Origin of the sequence: Microbispora sp. CA-102843, from assembly GCF_050936215.1 — a bacterium.
GTDB lineage: Bacteria > Actinomycetota > Actinomycetes > Streptosporangiales > Streptosporangiaceae > Microbispora.
The window spans coordinates 6641053-6656116 of the sequence record NZ_JBNJNF010000001.1; the positions used below are offsets into that span (position 1 = coordinate 6641053).

The 15064-nt window shown below is 71.0% G+C and carries 14 protein-coding genes and 1 riboswitch; of the genes, 6 read left to right on the top strand and 8 right to left on the bottom strand.

From position 1 onward, the window contains the following. Nucleotides 1-119 precede the first annotated feature (119 nt). Nucleotides 120-1253 carry an LLM class flavin-dependent oxidoreductase gene (locus ACQEVJ_RS30755; protein ID WP_433113063.1) on the top strand — a complete coding sequence of 378 codons (1134 nt, stop codon included), beginning with the start codon at nucleotides 120-122 and terminating at the stop codon, nucleotides 1251-1253. A 25-nt stretch (nucleotides 1254-1278) separates the two neighbouring features. On the opposite strand, the gene ACQEVJ_RS30760 is transcribed toward ACQEVJ_RS30755, so the two are convergent. The 6 genes from ACQEVJ_RS30760 to ribD form a co-directional block, all read right to left on the bottom strand. Beyond that, on the bottom strand, nucleotides 1279-1728 hold the full coding sequence (locus ACQEVJ_RS30760; protein WP_433107068.1) for a PH domain-containing protein: 450 nt from the start codon (nucleotides 1726-1728) through the stop codon (nucleotides 1279-1281). Nucleotides 1729-1875: 147 nt separating this feature from the next. Further along, nucleotides 1876-2346: a 6,7-dimethyl-8-ribityllumazine synthase gene (gene ribH / locus ACQEVJ_RS30765; RefSeq protein ID WP_433107070.1), complete on the bottom strand. Its 471-nt coding sequence runs from the start codon at nucleotides 2344-2346 to the stop codon at nucleotides 1876-1878. After that, nucleotides 2343-3602 carry a bifunctional 3,4-dihydroxy-2-butanone-4-phosphate synthase/GTP cyclohydrolase II gene (locus tag ACQEVJ_RS30770; RefSeq protein WP_433107072.1) on the bottom strand — a complete coding sequence of 420 codons (1260 nt, stop codon included), beginning with the start codon at nucleotides 3600-3602 and terminating at the stop codon, nucleotides 2343-2345. Before ACQEVJ_RS30770 ends, ribH begins: the two co-directional genes overlap by 4 nt. Then, entirely contained in the window at nucleotides 3599-4234 is a 636-nt protein-coding gene (locus ACQEVJ_RS30775; protein ID WP_433107074.1) for a nicotinamide mononucleotide transporter family protein, read from the bottom strand. The genes ACQEVJ_RS30770 and ACQEVJ_RS30775 overlap by 4 nt, the downstream gene beginning before the upstream one ends. Next, nucleotides 4231-4839: a riboflavin synthase gene (locus tag ACQEVJ_RS30780; protein ID WP_433107076.1), complete on the bottom strand. Its 609-nt coding sequence runs from the start codon at nucleotides 4837-4839 to the stop codon at nucleotides 4231-4233. Before ACQEVJ_RS30780 ends, ACQEVJ_RS30775 begins: the two co-directional genes overlap by 4 nt. Continuing rightward, on the bottom strand, nucleotides 4840-6018 hold the full coding sequence (gene ribD, locus ACQEVJ_RS30785) for a bifunctional diaminohydroxyphosphoribosylaminopyrimidine deaminase/5-amino-6-(5-phosphoribosylamino)uracil reductase RibD (protein ID WP_433107078.1): 1179 nt from the start codon (nucleotides 6016-6018) through the stop codon (nucleotides 4840-4842). 132 nt (nucleotides 6019-6150) lie between these two features. After that, nucleotides 6151-6302, bottom strand: a riboswitch (FMN riboswitch). Nucleotides 6303-6641: 339 nt separating this feature from the next. On the opposite strand from ribD, the gene ACQEVJ_RS30790 reads away from it, so the two are divergent. The 5 genes from ACQEVJ_RS30790 (at nucleotide 6642) to ACQEVJ_RS30810 (ending at nucleotide 12696) form a co-directional block, all read left to right on the top strand. Further along, nucleotides 6642-7661 carry an ABC transporter permease gene (locus ACQEVJ_RS30790; protein ID WP_433107080.1) on the top strand — a complete coding sequence of 340 codons (1020 nt, stop codon included), beginning with the start codon at nucleotides 6642-6644 and terminating at the stop codon, nucleotides 7659-7661. A 32-nt stretch (nucleotides 7662-7693) separates the two neighbouring features. Further along, the gene (locus ACQEVJ_RS30795; protein WP_433107082.1) at nucleotides 7694-9487 is read left to right on the top strand and encodes an ABC transporter substrate-binding protein; all 1794 of its coding nucleotides are present in this window, start codon (nucleotides 7694-7696) and stop codon (nucleotides 9485-9487) included. Nucleotides 9488-9565: 78 nt separating this feature from the next. Beyond that, on the top strand, nucleotides 9566-10546 hold the full coding sequence (locus tag ACQEVJ_RS30800) for an ABC transporter permease (protein ID WP_433107084.1): 981 nt from the start codon (nucleotides 9566-9568) through the stop codon (nucleotides 10544-10546). A gap of 57 nt (nucleotides 10547-10603) precedes the next feature. Further along, nucleotides 10604-11668 (top strand): ABC transporter ATP-binding protein, encoded by a 1065-nt coding sequence (locus ACQEVJ_RS30805; RefSeq protein ID WP_433107086.1) that lies wholly within the window; start codon nucleotides 10604-10606, stop codon nucleotides 11666-11668. Then, entirely contained in the window at nucleotides 11665-12696 is a 1032-nt protein-coding gene (locus ACQEVJ_RS30810; protein WP_433107088.1) for an ABC transporter ATP-binding protein, read from the top strand. Before ACQEVJ_RS30805 ends, ACQEVJ_RS30810 begins: the two co-directional genes overlap by 4 nt. 115 nt (nucleotides 12697-12811) lie before the next feature. On the opposite strand, the gene rpe is transcribed toward ACQEVJ_RS30810, so the two are convergent. Both rpe and ACQEVJ_RS30820 read right to left on the bottom strand, forming a co-directional pair. Beyond that, nucleotides 12812-13483 (bottom strand): ribulose-phosphate 3-epimerase, encoded by a 672-nt coding sequence (gene rpe, locus ACQEVJ_RS30815; protein WP_433107090.1) that lies wholly within the window; start codon nucleotides 13481-13483, stop codon nucleotides 12812-12814. Nucleotides 13484-13558: 75 nt separating this feature from the next. After that, complete coding sequence (locus ACQEVJ_RS30820) at nucleotides 13559-15055, bottom strand: RsmB/NOP family class I SAM-dependent RNA methyltransferase (protein ID WP_433107092.1); 1497 nt, start codon at nucleotides 15053-15055, stop codon at nucleotides 13559-13561. Nucleotides 15056-15064 lie beyond the last annotated feature (9 nt).

A 15064-nucleotide genomic window follows, 5' to 3' on the forward strand; every position in this document is an offset into this window, starting at 1 on the left:
AGAGCGGCACGCTCGGCACCTCGCCCAGGGAAGCCGGCTCGGGCGTCTTCTTCCCTGCCCTGCTCCCCAGGGGCCCGATTCCTCCCCCGCCTGAAGGCGGGGTTTCCTCGGAGGTCATGATGAGATTCCACTGGTTCCTGCCCACCTCGGGCGACGGCAGGGCGATCACCGGCGGCGGGCACGGCCTGCGCCGCGTGCACGGGCAGTCGCCGGCCGGCGCGTTCCGGCCGCCCACGATCGACTACCTCGCCCAGGTGGCCCGCGCCGCCGAGCAGGCCGGGTTCGAGGCCGTGCTCACTCCCACGGGCACCTACTGCGAGGACGCCTGGCTGGTCACCGCCGCGCTGACCCAGGTGACGACCCGGCTGAAGTTCCTGGTGGCGTTCCGGCCAGGGGCGCTGTCCCCCACGCTCGCGGCGCAGATGGCCGCCACCTACCAGCGGATCTCCGGCGGGCGGCTGCTGCTGAACGTGGTGACCGGCGGGGAGGCCGCCGAGCAGCGGCGGTTCGGCGACCACCTGGGCAAGGAGGAGCGGTATGCCCGGACCGCCGAGTTCCTGTCCATCGTCCGCGGCGCGTGGGACGGCCCGTTCGACTTCACCGGCGACTACTACGACGTCGAGGGGGCGACGGTCGCCGAGCGGCCCGACCCCGTACCCGAGCTGTACTTCGGCGGCTCCTCGGCCGCCGCGGGCCCGGTGGCGGCCCGGCACGTGGACGTCTACCTCACCTGGGGTGAGCCGCCGTCCCAGGTCGCGGCCAAGCTCGACTGGATGCGCGAGCTGGCCGCCGCCGAGGGGCGCACGCTGCGCTTCGGCGTCCGCCTGCACGTGATCACGAGGGACACCTCCAAGGAGGCGTGGGCGGAGGCCAATCGGCTGCTCGACCAGATCTCCTCCGAGGACATCGCGTCGGCGCGGGCCGTCCTGTCCCGCAGCGAGTCGGTCGGGCAGCAACGCATGCTCGCGCTCCACGAGGGGTTCCGCGGGGGCCGGGCCAGGGACCTGGAGATCCACCCCGGTCTGTGGGCGGGGGTCGGCCTGGTGCGCGGCGGCGCGGGCACCGCGCTCGTCGGCAGCCACGCGGAGGTCGCCGACCTCGTCGAGGAGTACGCCGCGCTCGGCGTGGAGGAGTTCGTCCTGTCGGGCTACCCGCACCTGGAGGAGGCCTTCTGGTTCGGCGAGGGCGTGCTGCCCGAGCTGCGCCGGCGCGGCCTGCTCGGCGCGGCCGCGCCCGTACGGCTGAGCGCCTGACGGCCCGCCGGGGCCCCCGCCGCCGTCACAGGCGGTCGGGGGCCTCGCCGCGCTCGCGGATGAGGGCGGTGAGCTGGGCCACCGCTCGGCGCGCGCGTTCCCGCTCGGTGCTCTGGATGCCCATCGCGCCCAGGCTGACCCCGTTGGCGAGGTCCAGCTTGGGCCAGGGGTCGCCCTCCACCATGGTGACGTCCAGCACCTCGGCCCACTCGAAGTGGTGGACCCGCAGCGGGTTCACCACCGTGATCCCCTTCTCGTCCGCCCGCACCCGCAGGCGGCCGAGCAGGTGCAGCACGCACGCCACCACCACGCCGAAGGCGACCATGCCCAGCCGGTCGGGGAGCTTGAACTGCTCCGGCAGGCCGACGGCCAGCAGGATCGAGCCGATCACCATCACCGCCGCCATGCCGTATGCGATGATCGTCGTGACGCGGGGCCGCCAGGTGACGGGCAGCGGCGGCGCGCGCTCAGGCATGACGACCCCCGAGAGTGGGCACGGCGCGGCGGCGTACGGCATGCCCGGCCTGCGGGGCGGCGGGCGAATACTGCGTGATCACCAATCAAGTCTTCCCGGCTCGGCGCTGCGGATGCGAGGGCTGCGGCTACGAGGTTCGGGGCGAGGTCAGCCGGCGAGGCCGCGAAGGAGGAGCGCGGTCTCCAGGGCGGCGATCGTCGCCTCGTACCCCTTGTCCTCCTTGCTGCCCGGCACGCCGGACCGCTCGACCGCTTGATCAAGAGTGTCACAGGTCAGCACCCCGTTGCCCACCGGGGTCGACTCGTCGAGCGAGACCCTGGTCAGGCCCGCGGTCACCGAGTCGCAGACGTAGTCGAAGTGGGCCGTATCCCCCCGGATCACCACGCCGAGCGCGACGACGGCGTCGCACCGCCGGGCCAGGGCCTGCGCGACCACAGGGATCTCCAGCGACCCGGCCACCCGGGCCGTGACCACGGCCGCGCCGCTGTCCCGCGCCGCCCGCTCGGCCCGCGCGAGCAGCTGGTCGGTGATCTTCTCGTGCCACCGGGCGGCGACGATGCCGACGGTCAGCCCGCCCGCGTCCACCGCCCCCGCGTCCGGCCGTCCCTCGCCGCTCATGAAGCCTCCTTGCCGAAGTGTTCGCCGTGGATGTCGCGGGGGACGTCGCCCGAGATCTCGTGGCCGAGCCGGTCGCGCTTGGCGGTCAGATACCTCTCGTTGTACGGGTTCATGGCCACCGGCATGGCCTCGCGGCCCAGGACCTTGATGCCGTACCCGTCCATCCCCCGCACCTTGGCCGGGTTGTTGGTCAGCAGCCGCACCGACTTCACGCCGAGGTCGGCGAGCATCTGCCCGGCGTTGGAGAACTCCCTGGCGTCCACCGGCAGCCCCAGCTCCAGGTTGGCGTCGACGGTGTCGCTGCCGTTGTCCTGCAGGCTGTAGGCCCGCAGCTTGGCCAGCAGGCCGATGCCCCGCCCCTCGTGGCCGCGCAGGTACACGATCACGCCGCGCCCGTTCTCGGCGATCACGCGCATGGCGGTGTCGAGCTGCACGCCGCAGTCGCAGCGCAGCGAGCCGAGCACGTCGCCGGTGAGGCATTCCGAGTGCGCCCGGACGAGCACGTTCTCGCCGTCGCCGATGTCGCCGTACACCAGCGCGAGGTGCTCGCCGCCGTCGAGCGCGCTGGCGTAGCCGTACGCGCGCCAGACGCCGTACCGGTTCGGGATGAGCGTCTCGGCGACCCGGGTGACCATCCGCTCGGACCTGCGGCGGTGCTCGATGAGCTGCTCGATCGACACCAGCGCCAGGTCGTGTTCGTCGGCGAACTCGCGCAGGCGCGGCAGGCGGGCCATAGTGCCGTCGTCGTTGACGATCTCGGCGAGCGCTCCGGCCGGGGACAGCCCGGCGAGCCTGGCGAGGTCCACCGACGCCTCGGTGTGCCCGGGCCGCACCAGCACGCCGCCCTCGCGGTAACGCAGCGGGAAGATGTGCCCCGGCCGGACCAGCTCGTACGGCTCGGTGGCCGAGTCGCACAGCGTCCTGATCGTCTTGGCCCGGTCGGCGGCGGAGATGCCCGTCGTCACCCCGTCCCTGGCGTCCACGCTGATCGTGTACGCGGTGCGCAGGCGCTCGCGGTTGTCCTGCACCATCAGCGGCAGGCCGAGCCGGTCGAGCGTGGTGCCCTCCATGCCCACGCAGATGACGCCGCTCGTGTAGCGGATCATGAAGGCGACCAGTTCGGGCGTCGCCTTGGAAGCCGCGAAGATGAGGTCGCCCTCGTTCTCCCGGTTCTCGTTGTCCACGACCACCACGGGACGGCCATCCCTGATGTCGTTCACGGCCCGCTCGATCGGGTCCAGCCTGATCTCACTCATGCGGTCACCGCCCGCAACTCGCGCGACTGCCGCAGCCAGCCGCGGAACCCGATCAACACCATCACGAAGAACACTCCGTAGACCAGGCCGGAGACCACCAGCCCGGAGTTGAACGCCAGCGGCACCCCGACGAGGTCCACGGCGATCCATATGATCCAGAAGTCGACCAGGGCCCTGCCCTGCGCCCAGGTGGCGACCGCGCTGCCGACGAAGATGTAGGCGTCGGGCCACGGCGCCCAGGAGATCTTCCAGCCCCGCGCGTTGAGGAAGACGAACAGCAGCGCGACCGCGACGGTCCCGGCGACCATGACGCCCACGAGAGCCGCCCGCTCCCGGGGGCGCGCCGAACGGATCGGCAGCTCCGCGCCGCCGCGCGTGCCGCGCGACCACTTCACCCAGCCGTAGACCGCGAGGGCGCCGAACAGCGCCTGCTTGAGCGCGTTGCCGGTGATGTGCGCGCTGACCGACGCCACGAACAGCAGCACCGACCCGAGCAACTGCACGGGCCAGGTCCAGATCGTTCTCCTGATCGCGAGCCAGACCGTGCCCAGTGCGCACACGTTGCCCACCAGGTCGGTCCACAGCACGGGCTTGCCTAACACAGAGAAGGCCGCCGCGTCGGTCCAGCTCATGCCGAGACCCCCTTGGCGGTCGCCGCGGTGAGCTTCTCGACGTACTTGGCGATCACGTCGACCTCGAGGTTGACCGGCTCGCCCGGCTGCTTGCGGCCGAGCGTGGTGAGTTCGAGGGTGGTGGGGATCAGGCTGACGGAGAAGGAGTCGTCCGTCACACCGGCCACGGTGAGGCTGACGCCGTCCACCGCGATCGAGCCCTTCTCCACGACGTACCTGGCGAGGTTCGCGGGCAGCGAGAGCCGTACGACCTCCCAGTGCTCCCCGGGCTCGCGCGACAGCACCTCCCCGGTCCCGTCGACGTGGCCCTGCACGATGTGCCCGCCGAGCCGCTGGTCGGCCCGTACGGCGCGCTCCAGGTTGACCCGTGAGCCGGGACTCAGGACGCCGAGCGAGGACCGGTCGAGGGTCTCCTTCATCACGTCGGCGGTGAAGGAGTCCCCCTCGGCGTCGGCCACCGTGAGGCAGACGCCGTTGACGGCGATCGAGTCGCCGTGCCGGGCGTCGGCGGTGACGACCGCGCCGCGCACGGTGAGGCGCGCGGAGTCACCCCGCGGCTCGAGTGCCACGACCTCGCCGAGCTCCTCGACGATTCCGGTGAACATTCAGCTCTCCTTAGGGGACTGCGGGCCAGGGGAATTCAGAGACAGAGGGAATTTCGGAGGCATAGGGGACTTCAGAGACACAGGGGACTTCAGAGACACCGGGGATTTCGGACGCAGGACCAGCTTGAGGTCCGGTCCGACGGGGGTGACTTCGGCGAACTCCAGCCGGTGGATCTCGGTGATCGTCGAGACGCCCGCGGCGCCGAGCGCGGCCGCCCCCGCGCCCAGCAGCGCCGGGGCGAGGTAGCCGACGACCCGGTCGACCAGGCCCTCCCGGAGGAAGGCGCCGGCGAGCGTGGGCCCGCCTTCGATCAGCACGCTCACGACCTGCCTGTCGCGCAGCTCGGCCAGGAGGGCGTGCAGGTCGACCCCGCCCTCGGCGCGCGGGAGCCGTACGGCGTGGTGGGACAGGTGGGCGGGGACGGACACGTCCTCCGCCACGGCGACCAGCGTCGGGGCCTCGCCGTCCAGGACACGGGCGGCGGCCGGAGTGCGGGCGCCCGGGTCCACGACCACGCGCAGCACGGGCGTCGCCCGCAGGGGGGCGGGAACGCGGGCGGTGAGCCGCGGGTCGTCGGCGAGCACGGTGCCGATGCCGGCGACGACGGCGTCGCTCTCGGCCCGCAGGCGGTGCACGTCGGCCCTGGCCTCGGGCGAGGTGATCCACTGGCTGGTGCCGTCCTCGGCCGCCGAGCGGCCGTCCACAGTGGCGGCGAACTTCCAGGTCACGTACGGCCGACCGGCCCGCACGAAGGTCAGCCAGGCGGCGTTGACCTCCTCGGCCTCGGCGGTCAGGACGCCCTCGTCCACGACGACGCCGTGCCGCCGCAGGACGGCGGCGCCGCCCGCGGCCTTCGGGTTGGGGTCGGAGACGGCGACGACGACCCGGGCCACGCCCGCCTCCAGGAGGGCGGCGGAGCAGGGACCGGTCCTGCCGGTGTGGTTGCAGGGCTCGAGCGTCACGTAGGCCGTGCCGCCCCTGGCCCGTTCGCCGGCCTCGCGCAGCGCCGCGACCTCGGCGTGCGGGCCGCCGGCGTAGGCGTGGAAGCCCTCTCCCGCGACGTCTCCCGACGGGTCGAGGATCACGCAGCCGACGACGGGATTGGGGCTGGTGCCGCCCAGGCCCCGGGCGGCGAGCGCGATCGCGCGCCGCATGTGAAGGATGTCCCCTGAGGTCACCCCGGTCTTCCTCTCGCCGTTGTCTACGGCGGGCCCCGGGGATCGTTCGGGATGCGGCCTCGCATCACCTGCACGGACGGCGCCGCTGCCGGCGCGGCCACACGGCCGTCCGGCGGCACCGCGGCCGTCCGTTCGCGCGCTTCCTCCCATCCGGACTTTCACCGTCGGTCCTGGAATCTCACCAGGTCCACCGGCCGATGGCTTCGGCCGGGTCGCGGACTGTCATCCCTGGGGGCAGGGATGTCACCGCCGGTTCGGAATTACACCGACCCCGGAGCACGCTGCTCTGCTACCCGCCAGTGTAGCCGTGCCCGGCTCGTTGCCCTAGGGCGGGATTGCGGTGATCTACGGCACACGGTTACCAGATGCTGTTGGTCTCAGCCATGTGCGGGTTGTGTCACAAAGTTGTGACACAAAAGCATTTGTGTAATAAGTAGTGTTCCTCGCCGCGTATACCGAGGTCAATGCGGGCGCAGGACACAAGGTGATTTACTTTGCACAACGAAGCAGGCAAGTGGCGAACTACCCGCCTCAAGTGATTGACCCCCGCAAAATTAGTTGCCAGGGTTCCCTATAGTCGGATCTCTTCCGATCGTTATTGGTCCATCCGGGAGCACCGCACCATGACGTTCCCCTCCTCGACCGCGACCGACGCCGCCGCGGAGTCCGCGGACACCGCGGGCACGGCCGGCACCGGTCCAGGCATCGTCGGCCGTTCGCCCGGCCAGCTCATGTGGCGCCGTTTCCGGCGCGACAAGACGGGCGTGATCTCGGCGATCATCGTGCTCGCGTTCTTCCTGATCGCGATCCTGGCTCCCGTGATCTCGATGCTGTACGGCAAGGATCCGTATACAACGTATGGGCAGAACCAGCCAGACCTGCTCAACGACTACGGCTATCCCGTCGCGCCCAACGGCGGCATGAGCGGCGACTTCTGGTTCGGCCTGGAGCCGGGCCTGGGCCGCGACGTGTTCATGCAGCTCGTGTACGGCATCCGCACCTCGCTGAGCATCGCGGTCATCGTGACCGTGATCACCACCGTCATCGGTGTGGCGATGGGCATCACCTCGGGCTACGTCGGCGGCAAGACCGACTACGTGATCGGGCGGGTCATCGACACGCTGCTCGCCTTCCCCTCGCAGCTGTTCCTCATCGTCTTCCTGCCTGTCGTCGAGGCCGCCATCGTGCTGCCGGAGGAGGAGACACCGGTCTGGCTGCGGTACGTGTCGATCTGCGTCGTCCTCACCGTCCTCGGATGGGCCACGATCGCCCGCCTGCTGCGCGCCCAGGTGCTGTCGCTGCGGACGCGCGAGTTCGTGGAGGCGGCCCGGGTCACCGGCGCGTCCCCGGCCCGGATCATCTTCAAGGAGCTGCTGCCCAACCTCTGGACGCCGATCATCATCCAGGCCACCCTCGCACTCCCCCTGTACGTGGGCGCCGAGGCAGGCCTCGGCTTCCTCGGCGTGGGTATGACGGAGCCCACCCCGGACTGGGGCCGGATGTTCCAGGTGGGGGCCAACGTCTACCACTCCGACGTGACCTACCTGCTGTTCCCGGGCGTGTCCATGCTGATCTTCGTCGTCGCCTTCAATCTGCTCGGGGACTCCATCCGCGACGCCTTCGACCCCAAGACAAAGCGCTGACCACGCGCGCTCTCCCCCATAGGAAGGACCATATGAGATCGCATAGCAGGCGGATCGCCTCGATGACGGCCGTGCTCGCGGCAGGCGCACTCGCCCTCGCCGGCTGCGCCAAGGGCGGAGGCGGCGGCGCTCCCCAGGGCGCGGAGGGCACCTCCCAGAAGCCGCTGGAGAACAAGGCCGTCAGCGCGATCGCGGTCGGCACCGCCGACGACTCCAAGGGCCCCGCCGCGGAGATCGCGGGCGCCAAGTCCGGCGGCACGGTCTACATGATCGACCGCGACGACTTCAGCCACCTGGACCCGGGCCGCGTCTACGTCAACTACAACTCCTCGGTGTCCCACCTGTTCACCCGCCAGCTCACGGCGTACCAGCACGACGACTCGGGCAACATCAAGCTGGTCGGCGACCTGGCCACCGACACCGGCACCACCACCGACGGCGGCAAGACCTGGACGTTCACCCTCAAGGACGGCGTGAAGTGGGAGGACGGCTCGCCGATCACCTCCGCTGACATCAAGTACAGCTTCGAGCGCCTGTTCGCCGACTTCATCACCGAGGGCCCGGACTACGCCGAGACCTGGCTGGTCCCGGACCCGAAGAAGTCGTTCCGTGACCAGTACAAGGGCCCGTACGACGGCAAGGAGCTCGACTCGATCGAGACTCCGGACGACAAGACCGTGGTCTTCAAGCTCAACGGCGCGCACCCGGACTTCAACTTCACCATCGCGATGACCGGCTACGGCGCGGTGCCGAAGGCGCACGACACCAAGCAGAAGTACGACAAGCAGCCGTTCTCCTCGGGTCCGTACAAGATCGTGAGCCACATCACGGACAAGTCGATGGACCTGGAGCGCAACCCGAACTGGGACCCGAACACCGACCCGATCCGGCACGCCTACCCGGACAAGTTCCACATGGAGTTCGGGGTCCAGGCCCAGCAGACCACTGAGCGCTTCATGGCCGACACCGGCAACGACAAGAACGCGTTCACCTTCCACAACGCGGTCGCGGCCGAACGGGTCCAGGAGGTGCTGGGCAACGCCGAGCTGATGAAGCGGTCGCTGCAGGGCCTGACGCCGTTCACCACCTTCTACAACATCAACACCAAGCGGATCACCGACATCAACGTCCGGAAGGCGATCATCACCGCCTGGCCGTCGAAGCAGATCCAGCAGATCTCGGGTGGCGAGGTCAACACCGGCAAGATCGCCACGACCGTGATGAGCCCGACCGTCCTCGGCTACGAGGCGTTCGACCTGTACGGCAAGCTGGCCAAGCCCGAGGGTGACCCGGAGGCGGCCAAGGCGCTGCTCGCCAAGTCGGGCACCGCGAACCCGACCGTGGTCTACGCCTACAACCAGACGCCGACCCAGGAGAAGGTGACCGTCGCCATCAAGGAGGCGCTCACCAAGGCCGGCTTCAAGGTGGTGGCCAAGCCGCTCAACCCGACGACGTACTACGACGCCATCGGCCCGGTGGACAACAAGTACGACATCTACTGGGGCGGCTGGGCGGCCGACTGGCCGACCGGCTCGACCGCGATCCAGCCGCAGTTCGACGGCCGCCTGATCGCGGACAACGCGCCGAACTACACGCACCTCAACGTGCCGGAGATCAACGACGCCATCGACAAGGCCAACGCGATCACCGACGCCGCCGAGGCCGGCAAGGCGTGGGCCGCGGTCGACCGGATGATCATGGACCAGGCCGCGATCGTGCCCGAGTACTACCAGACGTACTTCGGCCTGTACGGCTCGGGCCTCGGCGGGGTGAAGATGGACCCGGTCGAGGGCGAGCAGTCGGCGCTGGACATCTGGGTCAAGTAGCAGCAACCCGGGTCCGCCGCCCCCGCCCGGGGCGGCGGGCCCCCGGCCCGCACCGTCCGCAGGAGCAAGTACGAGACCATGGCCAGCTTCCTGATCCGCCGCGTCATCGGCGCCCTGGTGATCCTGCTGATCATCAGCGTGATCACGTTCTACCTCTTCTACGCGATCCCGCGCGATCCCGCCCGGGCGTTCTGCGGCAAGATCTGCCAGCCCGAGACGCTGACGCTGATCCGCCACAACCTGGGCATGGACGAGCCGCTGTTCGTGCAGTTCTGGCACTGGCTCATCGGCATCTTCGCCGGCCGCGACTTCGTCCAGTTCGGCGAGTGCCCCGCGCCGTGCCTCGGCTACTCCTTCGCCACGCAGGAGCCCGTCTTCGGGGCCATCGTCGACCGTTTCCCGGTGACGCTGTCGCTCACTCTGGGCGCGTCGGTGGTCATCCTGGCGTTCGGCATCCTCACCGGCATGATCGCCGCCTGGAAGGTCGGGCAGCCGCTCGACAAGGTCGCCAGCGCCTCGTCGGTCGTCGGGGCCTCGCTCCAGATCTATTTCGTCGGCCCGCTGCTGGCGTTCTACCTCGTGGACACCATGCAGCTGATCCCGAGGCCGTCCTACGTGCCGATCACCGAGAACCCGCTGGACTGGTTCACCCACCTGATGCTGCCGTGGGTGGTGCTGTCGATCATCTTCACCGCCAACTACACGCGCATGACCCGCTCGCAGATGGTCGAGCAGCTCGCCGAGGACTACGTCCGCACGGCGCGCGCCAAGGGCATGTCGAGCCGGGCGGTGTTCTTCCGGTTCGCCTGGCGCGGCGCGATGATCCCCATCGTCACGATCTTCGGCGTCGACCTCGCCACGCTCCTCGGCGGCGCGATCATCACCGAGCAGACGTTCAGCCTCCACGGCATCGGCGAGCTGGCCGTACGCGCGGTGCAGAACACCGACCTGCCGATGCTGCTCGGCGTGACCATCGTGGGCGCGGCGGCGATCGTCCTCCTGAACATCGTGGTGGACGTGCTCTACGCGTTCATCGACCCGCGGGTCCGCCTGGGCTGAGCCGCGCCCTACCAAGTCGAACGCCCAACCAAGTCGAACCGGGAACTGGAGCAGCAAGTGACCACCGTGTCGTGGAGCGGCGAGCCGGGGACCTCGCGCGGCCCCGGGCCGTTCCTGTCCGTCCGCGACCTGAGCGTCGAGTTCAGCACCGAGGACGGCATCGTGCACGCCGTCGACGGCCTGTCCTTCGATCTGGAGAAGGGCACCACGCTCGGCATCGTCGGCGAGTCCGGATCGGGCAAGTCGGTGACCAACCTCGCCATCCTCGGCCTGCACGACCCCGCCCACACGAAGATCGGCGGGGAGATCTGGCTGGAGGATCGAGAGCTGATCTCGGCGGACCGCGGCACGATGGAGAAACTCCGCGGCAACCGCGTCGCCATGATCTTCCAGGACCCGCTGACCGCGCTGTCGCCGTTCCACACGATCGGCCGGCAGATCGGCGAGGTCTACCGCAAGCACAAGGGCGCGAGCAAGAAGGAGGCCCGCGACCGGGCGATCGAGATGCTCCGGCGCGTGGGCATCCCCCAGCCGGAGACGCGGGTGGACCACTACCCGCACGAGTTCTCCGGCGGCATGCGGCAGCGCGCGATGATCGCGATGGCGCTGGTGTGCGACCCCGACCTGCTCATCGCCGACGAGCCGACGACCGCGCTCGACGTGACCGTGCAGGCGCAGATCCTCGACCTGCTCAAGGAGCTTCAGCAGCAGTTCGGCACCGCGATCATTCTGATCACCCATGACCTCGGCGTCGTGGCGGGCACTGCCGACAACGTCCTGGTCATGTACGCCGGGCGGGCGGCCGAGCGCGGCACCGTCCGCGAGGTGCTGCGCGAGCCGCGCCACCCCTACACCTGGGGCCTGCTGTCGTCGATGCCGCGCCTGAACTCGTCCGTGGACGTCCCGCTGAAGCCGGTGCGCGGCACTCCTCCGAGCCTGCTGAACCCGCCCTCCGGCTGCCCGTTCCACCCGCGCTGCGACTACCCGAAGCTCGCCGGGCCGGAGCTGTGCTTCAACCAGCGGCCGTCGGTCTCCCCGGAGACCGGGCACGGCGACGCCTGCTACCTCACCCTCGAGCAGAAGAGGGAACTCCGCACCGCGAAGACCGAGGACCACGCATGAACGAGACGCTGCTGGAGCTCAAGGGCCTGGTCAAGCACTTCCCCGTGCGGGGCGGCACGCTGATCAAGCGTCAGGTCGGGGCCGTCCACGCGGTGGACGGCATCGATCTCACGGTCGGCGCGGGCGAGACCGTCGGCCTGGTGGGCGAGTCGGGCTGCGGCAAGTCCACCACCGGCCGCCTGGCGGCCCGCCTGCTCGAACCCACCTCGGGCGAGATCCTCTACCGGGGGCAGGACATCAGCCACAGCTCGCGCAAGCTGCTCAAGCCGATCCGGCCCGAGATCCAGATGATCTTCCAGGACCCCTACAGCTCGCTCAACCCGCGCCACACCGTGGGCACGATCATCCGCGGGCCGATGGAGGTCAACGACATCAACCCGTCCGGCGGGCGCAAGAAGCGGGCCCAGGAGCTCCTGGAGATCGTGGGCCTCAACCCCGAGCACTACAACCGCTTCCCGCACGAGTTCTCCGGCGGCCAGCGGCAGCGCATCGGCGTCGCCCGGGCCCTGGCGCTCGATCCCAAGCTCATCATCGCCGACGAACCGGTGTCGGCGCTGGACGTCTCCATCCAGGCCCAGGTGGTCAACCTGCTGCAGGAACTGCAGCGCGACCTCGGCATCGCGTTCCTGTTCATCGCGCACGACCTCGCCGTCGTACGGCACTTCTCCCAGCGCGTCGCCGTCATGTACCTCGGCAAGATCGTCGAGGTCGGCGACCGCCAGTCGATCTACGAGCGGCCCCGGCATCCGTACACCCACGCCCTGCTGTCGGCCGTGCCCGAGCCGGACGTGTCGAGCGAGCCGCGTGAGCGCATCCGCCTGGCCGGCGACGTGCCCTCGCCGATCAACCCGCCGTCCGGCTGCCGGTTCCGCACACGCTGCTGGAAGGCCCAGGACAAGTGCGCCACCGAGGTGCCTCCGCTGGTCAGGCTCAGTGGCAACCGCGAGGGTCATCTGACCGCCTGCCACTTCCCCGAGGCGCCCACCACCCAGGGCGAGGACGTGGTCCTCGACCCCGCTCTCGCCTGACGCAGAGTGAGCCCGGCGATCGGGCAATCGGCTCTCCCGGCCGTGCCGTACGACACGGCCGGGCGGCCCGATCGAGGGGGCGGAGCGGTCCTGAACAGGGGGCGGAGCGTTCCGCTCAGGCGGGCGGGGTGGCCCGCTCTGCGAGGCTCCGGAGCTCGGCGACGGCGCGGGCGGGGTCGTCGGCGCCGTAGACGGCGTTGCCCGCCACGAAGACGTCGGCCCCGGCCTCGGCGCAGCGCTCGATCGTCTCCACGGAGACGCCGCCGTCGACCTGGAGCCACACCTCGCCGCCGTGCTTGTCGATCAGCGCCCGCGCCCGCGACACCTTCGGCAGCACGATGTCGAGGAAGCGCTGCCCGCCGAAGCCCGGCTCTACGGTCATGACGAGCAGCATGTCGATCTCGGGCAGCAGGTCCTCGTACCCCTCGACGGCGGTCGCCGGGTTCAGCGCCAGACCGGCCCTCGCCCCGGCCGCGCGGATCGCCCGCAGCGTACGCACCGCGGCCTTGGCCGCCTCGGCGTGGATCGTGACGCTGGCCGCTCCCGCCTCCGCGTAGTCCGGCGCCCACCGATCCGGGTCCTGGATCATGAGGTGGCAGTCGACCGGCGTCGAAGTGGTCTTGAGCAGCGACTCGACGACGGGCAGGCCGAGCGTGAGGTTCGGCACGAATTGGTAGTCCATCACGTCGACGTGGAGCCAGTCGGCGACGTTCTCCACCCGTGCGGCCTCGTCGGCGAGGCGGGCGAAGTCAGCGGACAGGATGCTGGGCGAGATCTGAACGGCCATAGTCCCTGCAGTCTATTCAGCGCGCGCCCCGCCCCCGGCGCGGGCGGGGCGGATCTGATCGCGCGGGCTCCGCGGTCAGGGGCGGCGCAGCAGCGCCAGGAACATCGCGTCGGTGCCGTGCCGGTGCGGCCAGAACTGCGCGTACGGGCCGTCGCCGAGGCCGGGCACCTCGGGCAGGAACGCGCGGGCGTCCAGCACCTCGACCCGGTCGCGCACGTCCTCCACCACCGCCCGGGTCTCGGCCAGGTGCGGCGAGCAGGTCACGTACGCCACGACGCCGCCCGGCCGCACGGCTTCCAGCGCCGAGTCGAGCAGCCGCCGCTGCAGCGCGGTGAGCTCGGAAACGCTCCGGGGGTCACGCCGCCAGCGGGCCTCCGGCCGCCTGCGCAGGGCGCCGAGCCCGGTGCAGGGGGCGTCGAGCATCACCCGGTCGAACGCCCCGGGCCGCCAGGCGGGCCGCGTGCCGTCGGCCGTGATCACCTTCGCCTCGCGAGTGGTGCCCCACACCAGCCGGGCGCGGTGATACTGCACGTCCGCGCCGAGCAGCCGGGCGCCCCGCTGGGTGGCCACCGCGTCGAGCAGCCCGGCCTTCCCGCCGGGGCCCGCGCACATGTCCAGCCAGGTGGAGTCCCGGTCGAGCGGCACGCGGGTCAGCGCGAGCGCGACGAGCTGGCTGGCCTCGTCCTGCACCGCGGCCCGTGCCTCCCCCACCGCGGGGATGGAGCCCGGGTCGCCCTCCGGCAGGTAGACCGCGTACGGCGAGTAGGCGGCCGGCTCGGCCCCGGCCGCGACCAGCTCCTCCACGGCGGCCCGTCCCGGCCGCGCCACCAGCGCCACGCGGGGCCGCTCGTTGTCGGCCTCCAGCAGCGCGGCCGTCTCGTCCACGTCCCCGCCCACGGCGTCGCGCAGGGCGGTGACGATCCAGCGTGGGTGGCTGTAGCTGACCGCCAGGTTGCCGACCGGGTCCTGCGCGCGCGGCGGGGCGACGATCTCCAGCCACTGCTCCAGCGTGCGGCCCGCGACCTTGCGCAGCACGGCGTTGGCATAGCGGGACGGGCCCGGCCCGACGCGCAGCCGCACGAGGTCGATGGTGGCGCTGACCGCCGCGTGGGGCGGGATCCGCGTGCGCAGAAGCTGGTGGACGCCGAGACGCACCGCGTCGAGCAGCGGCGGGTCGACCTCCTCCGGCGGCCGGTCGCTGCACGCGGCGATGACCTCGTCGTAGGTCCCGAGGCCGCGCAGCGTGCCGTACGCCAGCTCGGTGGCGAGGGCCGCGTCGCGTCCGCTGATCCGGCGCTGCCGCAGCAGGGCCGGCATGAGCAGGTTGGCGTACGCGTCGCGCTCGTCGACGGCCCGCATCAGGTCGTAGGCGGCGTTGCGCGCCTCGTCGCGGGGCGGGCGCCCGCGGCCCTGCTTCGGCTGACCGGCCTTCGCCGCCGAAGCGCCCTGTCCGAGGCGGCCCTGGCCCGCCTTTCCGCTGCCGCGTCCCGGACGGACCTGCCCCGGGCCGCCGCCCTGGCCGCTCCCCTGTCCGCGCCGCGCGCCGCCGCCCTGACCTTTGCCCTGCTTCACAGTCTCACC

Coding starts and splice junctions, on each gene's coding strand:
- ACQEVJ_RS30755 (WP_433113063.1), top strand. CDS start 120: ATGAGATTCCACTGGTTCCTGCCCACCTCGGGCGACGGCAGGGCGATC.
- ACQEVJ_RS30760 (WP_433107068.1), bottom strand. CDS start 1,728: ATGCCTGAGCGCGCGCCGCCGCTGCCCGTCACCTGGCGGCCCCGCGTC.
- ribH (WP_433107070.1), bottom strand. CDS start 2,346: ATGAGCGGCGAGGGACGGCCGGACGCGGGGGCGGTGGACGCGGGCGGG.
- ACQEVJ_RS30770 (WP_433107072.1), bottom strand. CDS start 3,602: ATGAGTGAGATCAGGCTGGACCCGATCGAGCGGGCCGTGAACGACATC.
- ACQEVJ_RS30775 (WP_433107074.1), bottom strand. CDS start 4,234: ATGAGCTGGACCGACGCGGCGGCCTTCTCTGTGTTAGGCAAGCCCGTG.
- ACQEVJ_RS30780 (WP_433107076.1), bottom strand. CDS start 4,839: ATGTTCACCGGAATCGTCGAGGAGCTCGGCGAGGTCGTGGCACTCGAG.
- ACQEVJ_RS30790 (WP_433107080.1), top strand. CDS start 6,642: ATGACGTTCCCCTCCTCGACCGCGACCGACGCCGCCGCGGAGTCCGCG.
- ACQEVJ_RS30795 (WP_433107082.1), top strand. CDS start 7,694: ATGAGATCGCATAGCAGGCGGATCGCCTCGATGACGGCCGTGCTCGCG.
- ACQEVJ_RS30800 (WP_433107084.1), top strand. CDS start 9,566: ATGGCCAGCTTCCTGATCCGCCGCGTCATCGGCGCCCTGGTGATCCTG.
- ACQEVJ_RS30810 (WP_433107088.1), top strand. CDS start 11,665: ATGAACGAGACGCTGCTGGAGCTCAAGGGCCTGGTCAAGCACTTCCCC.
- rpe (WP_433107090.1), bottom strand. CDS start 13,483: ATGGCCGTTCAGATCTCGCCCAGCATCCTGTCCGCTGACTTCGCCCGC.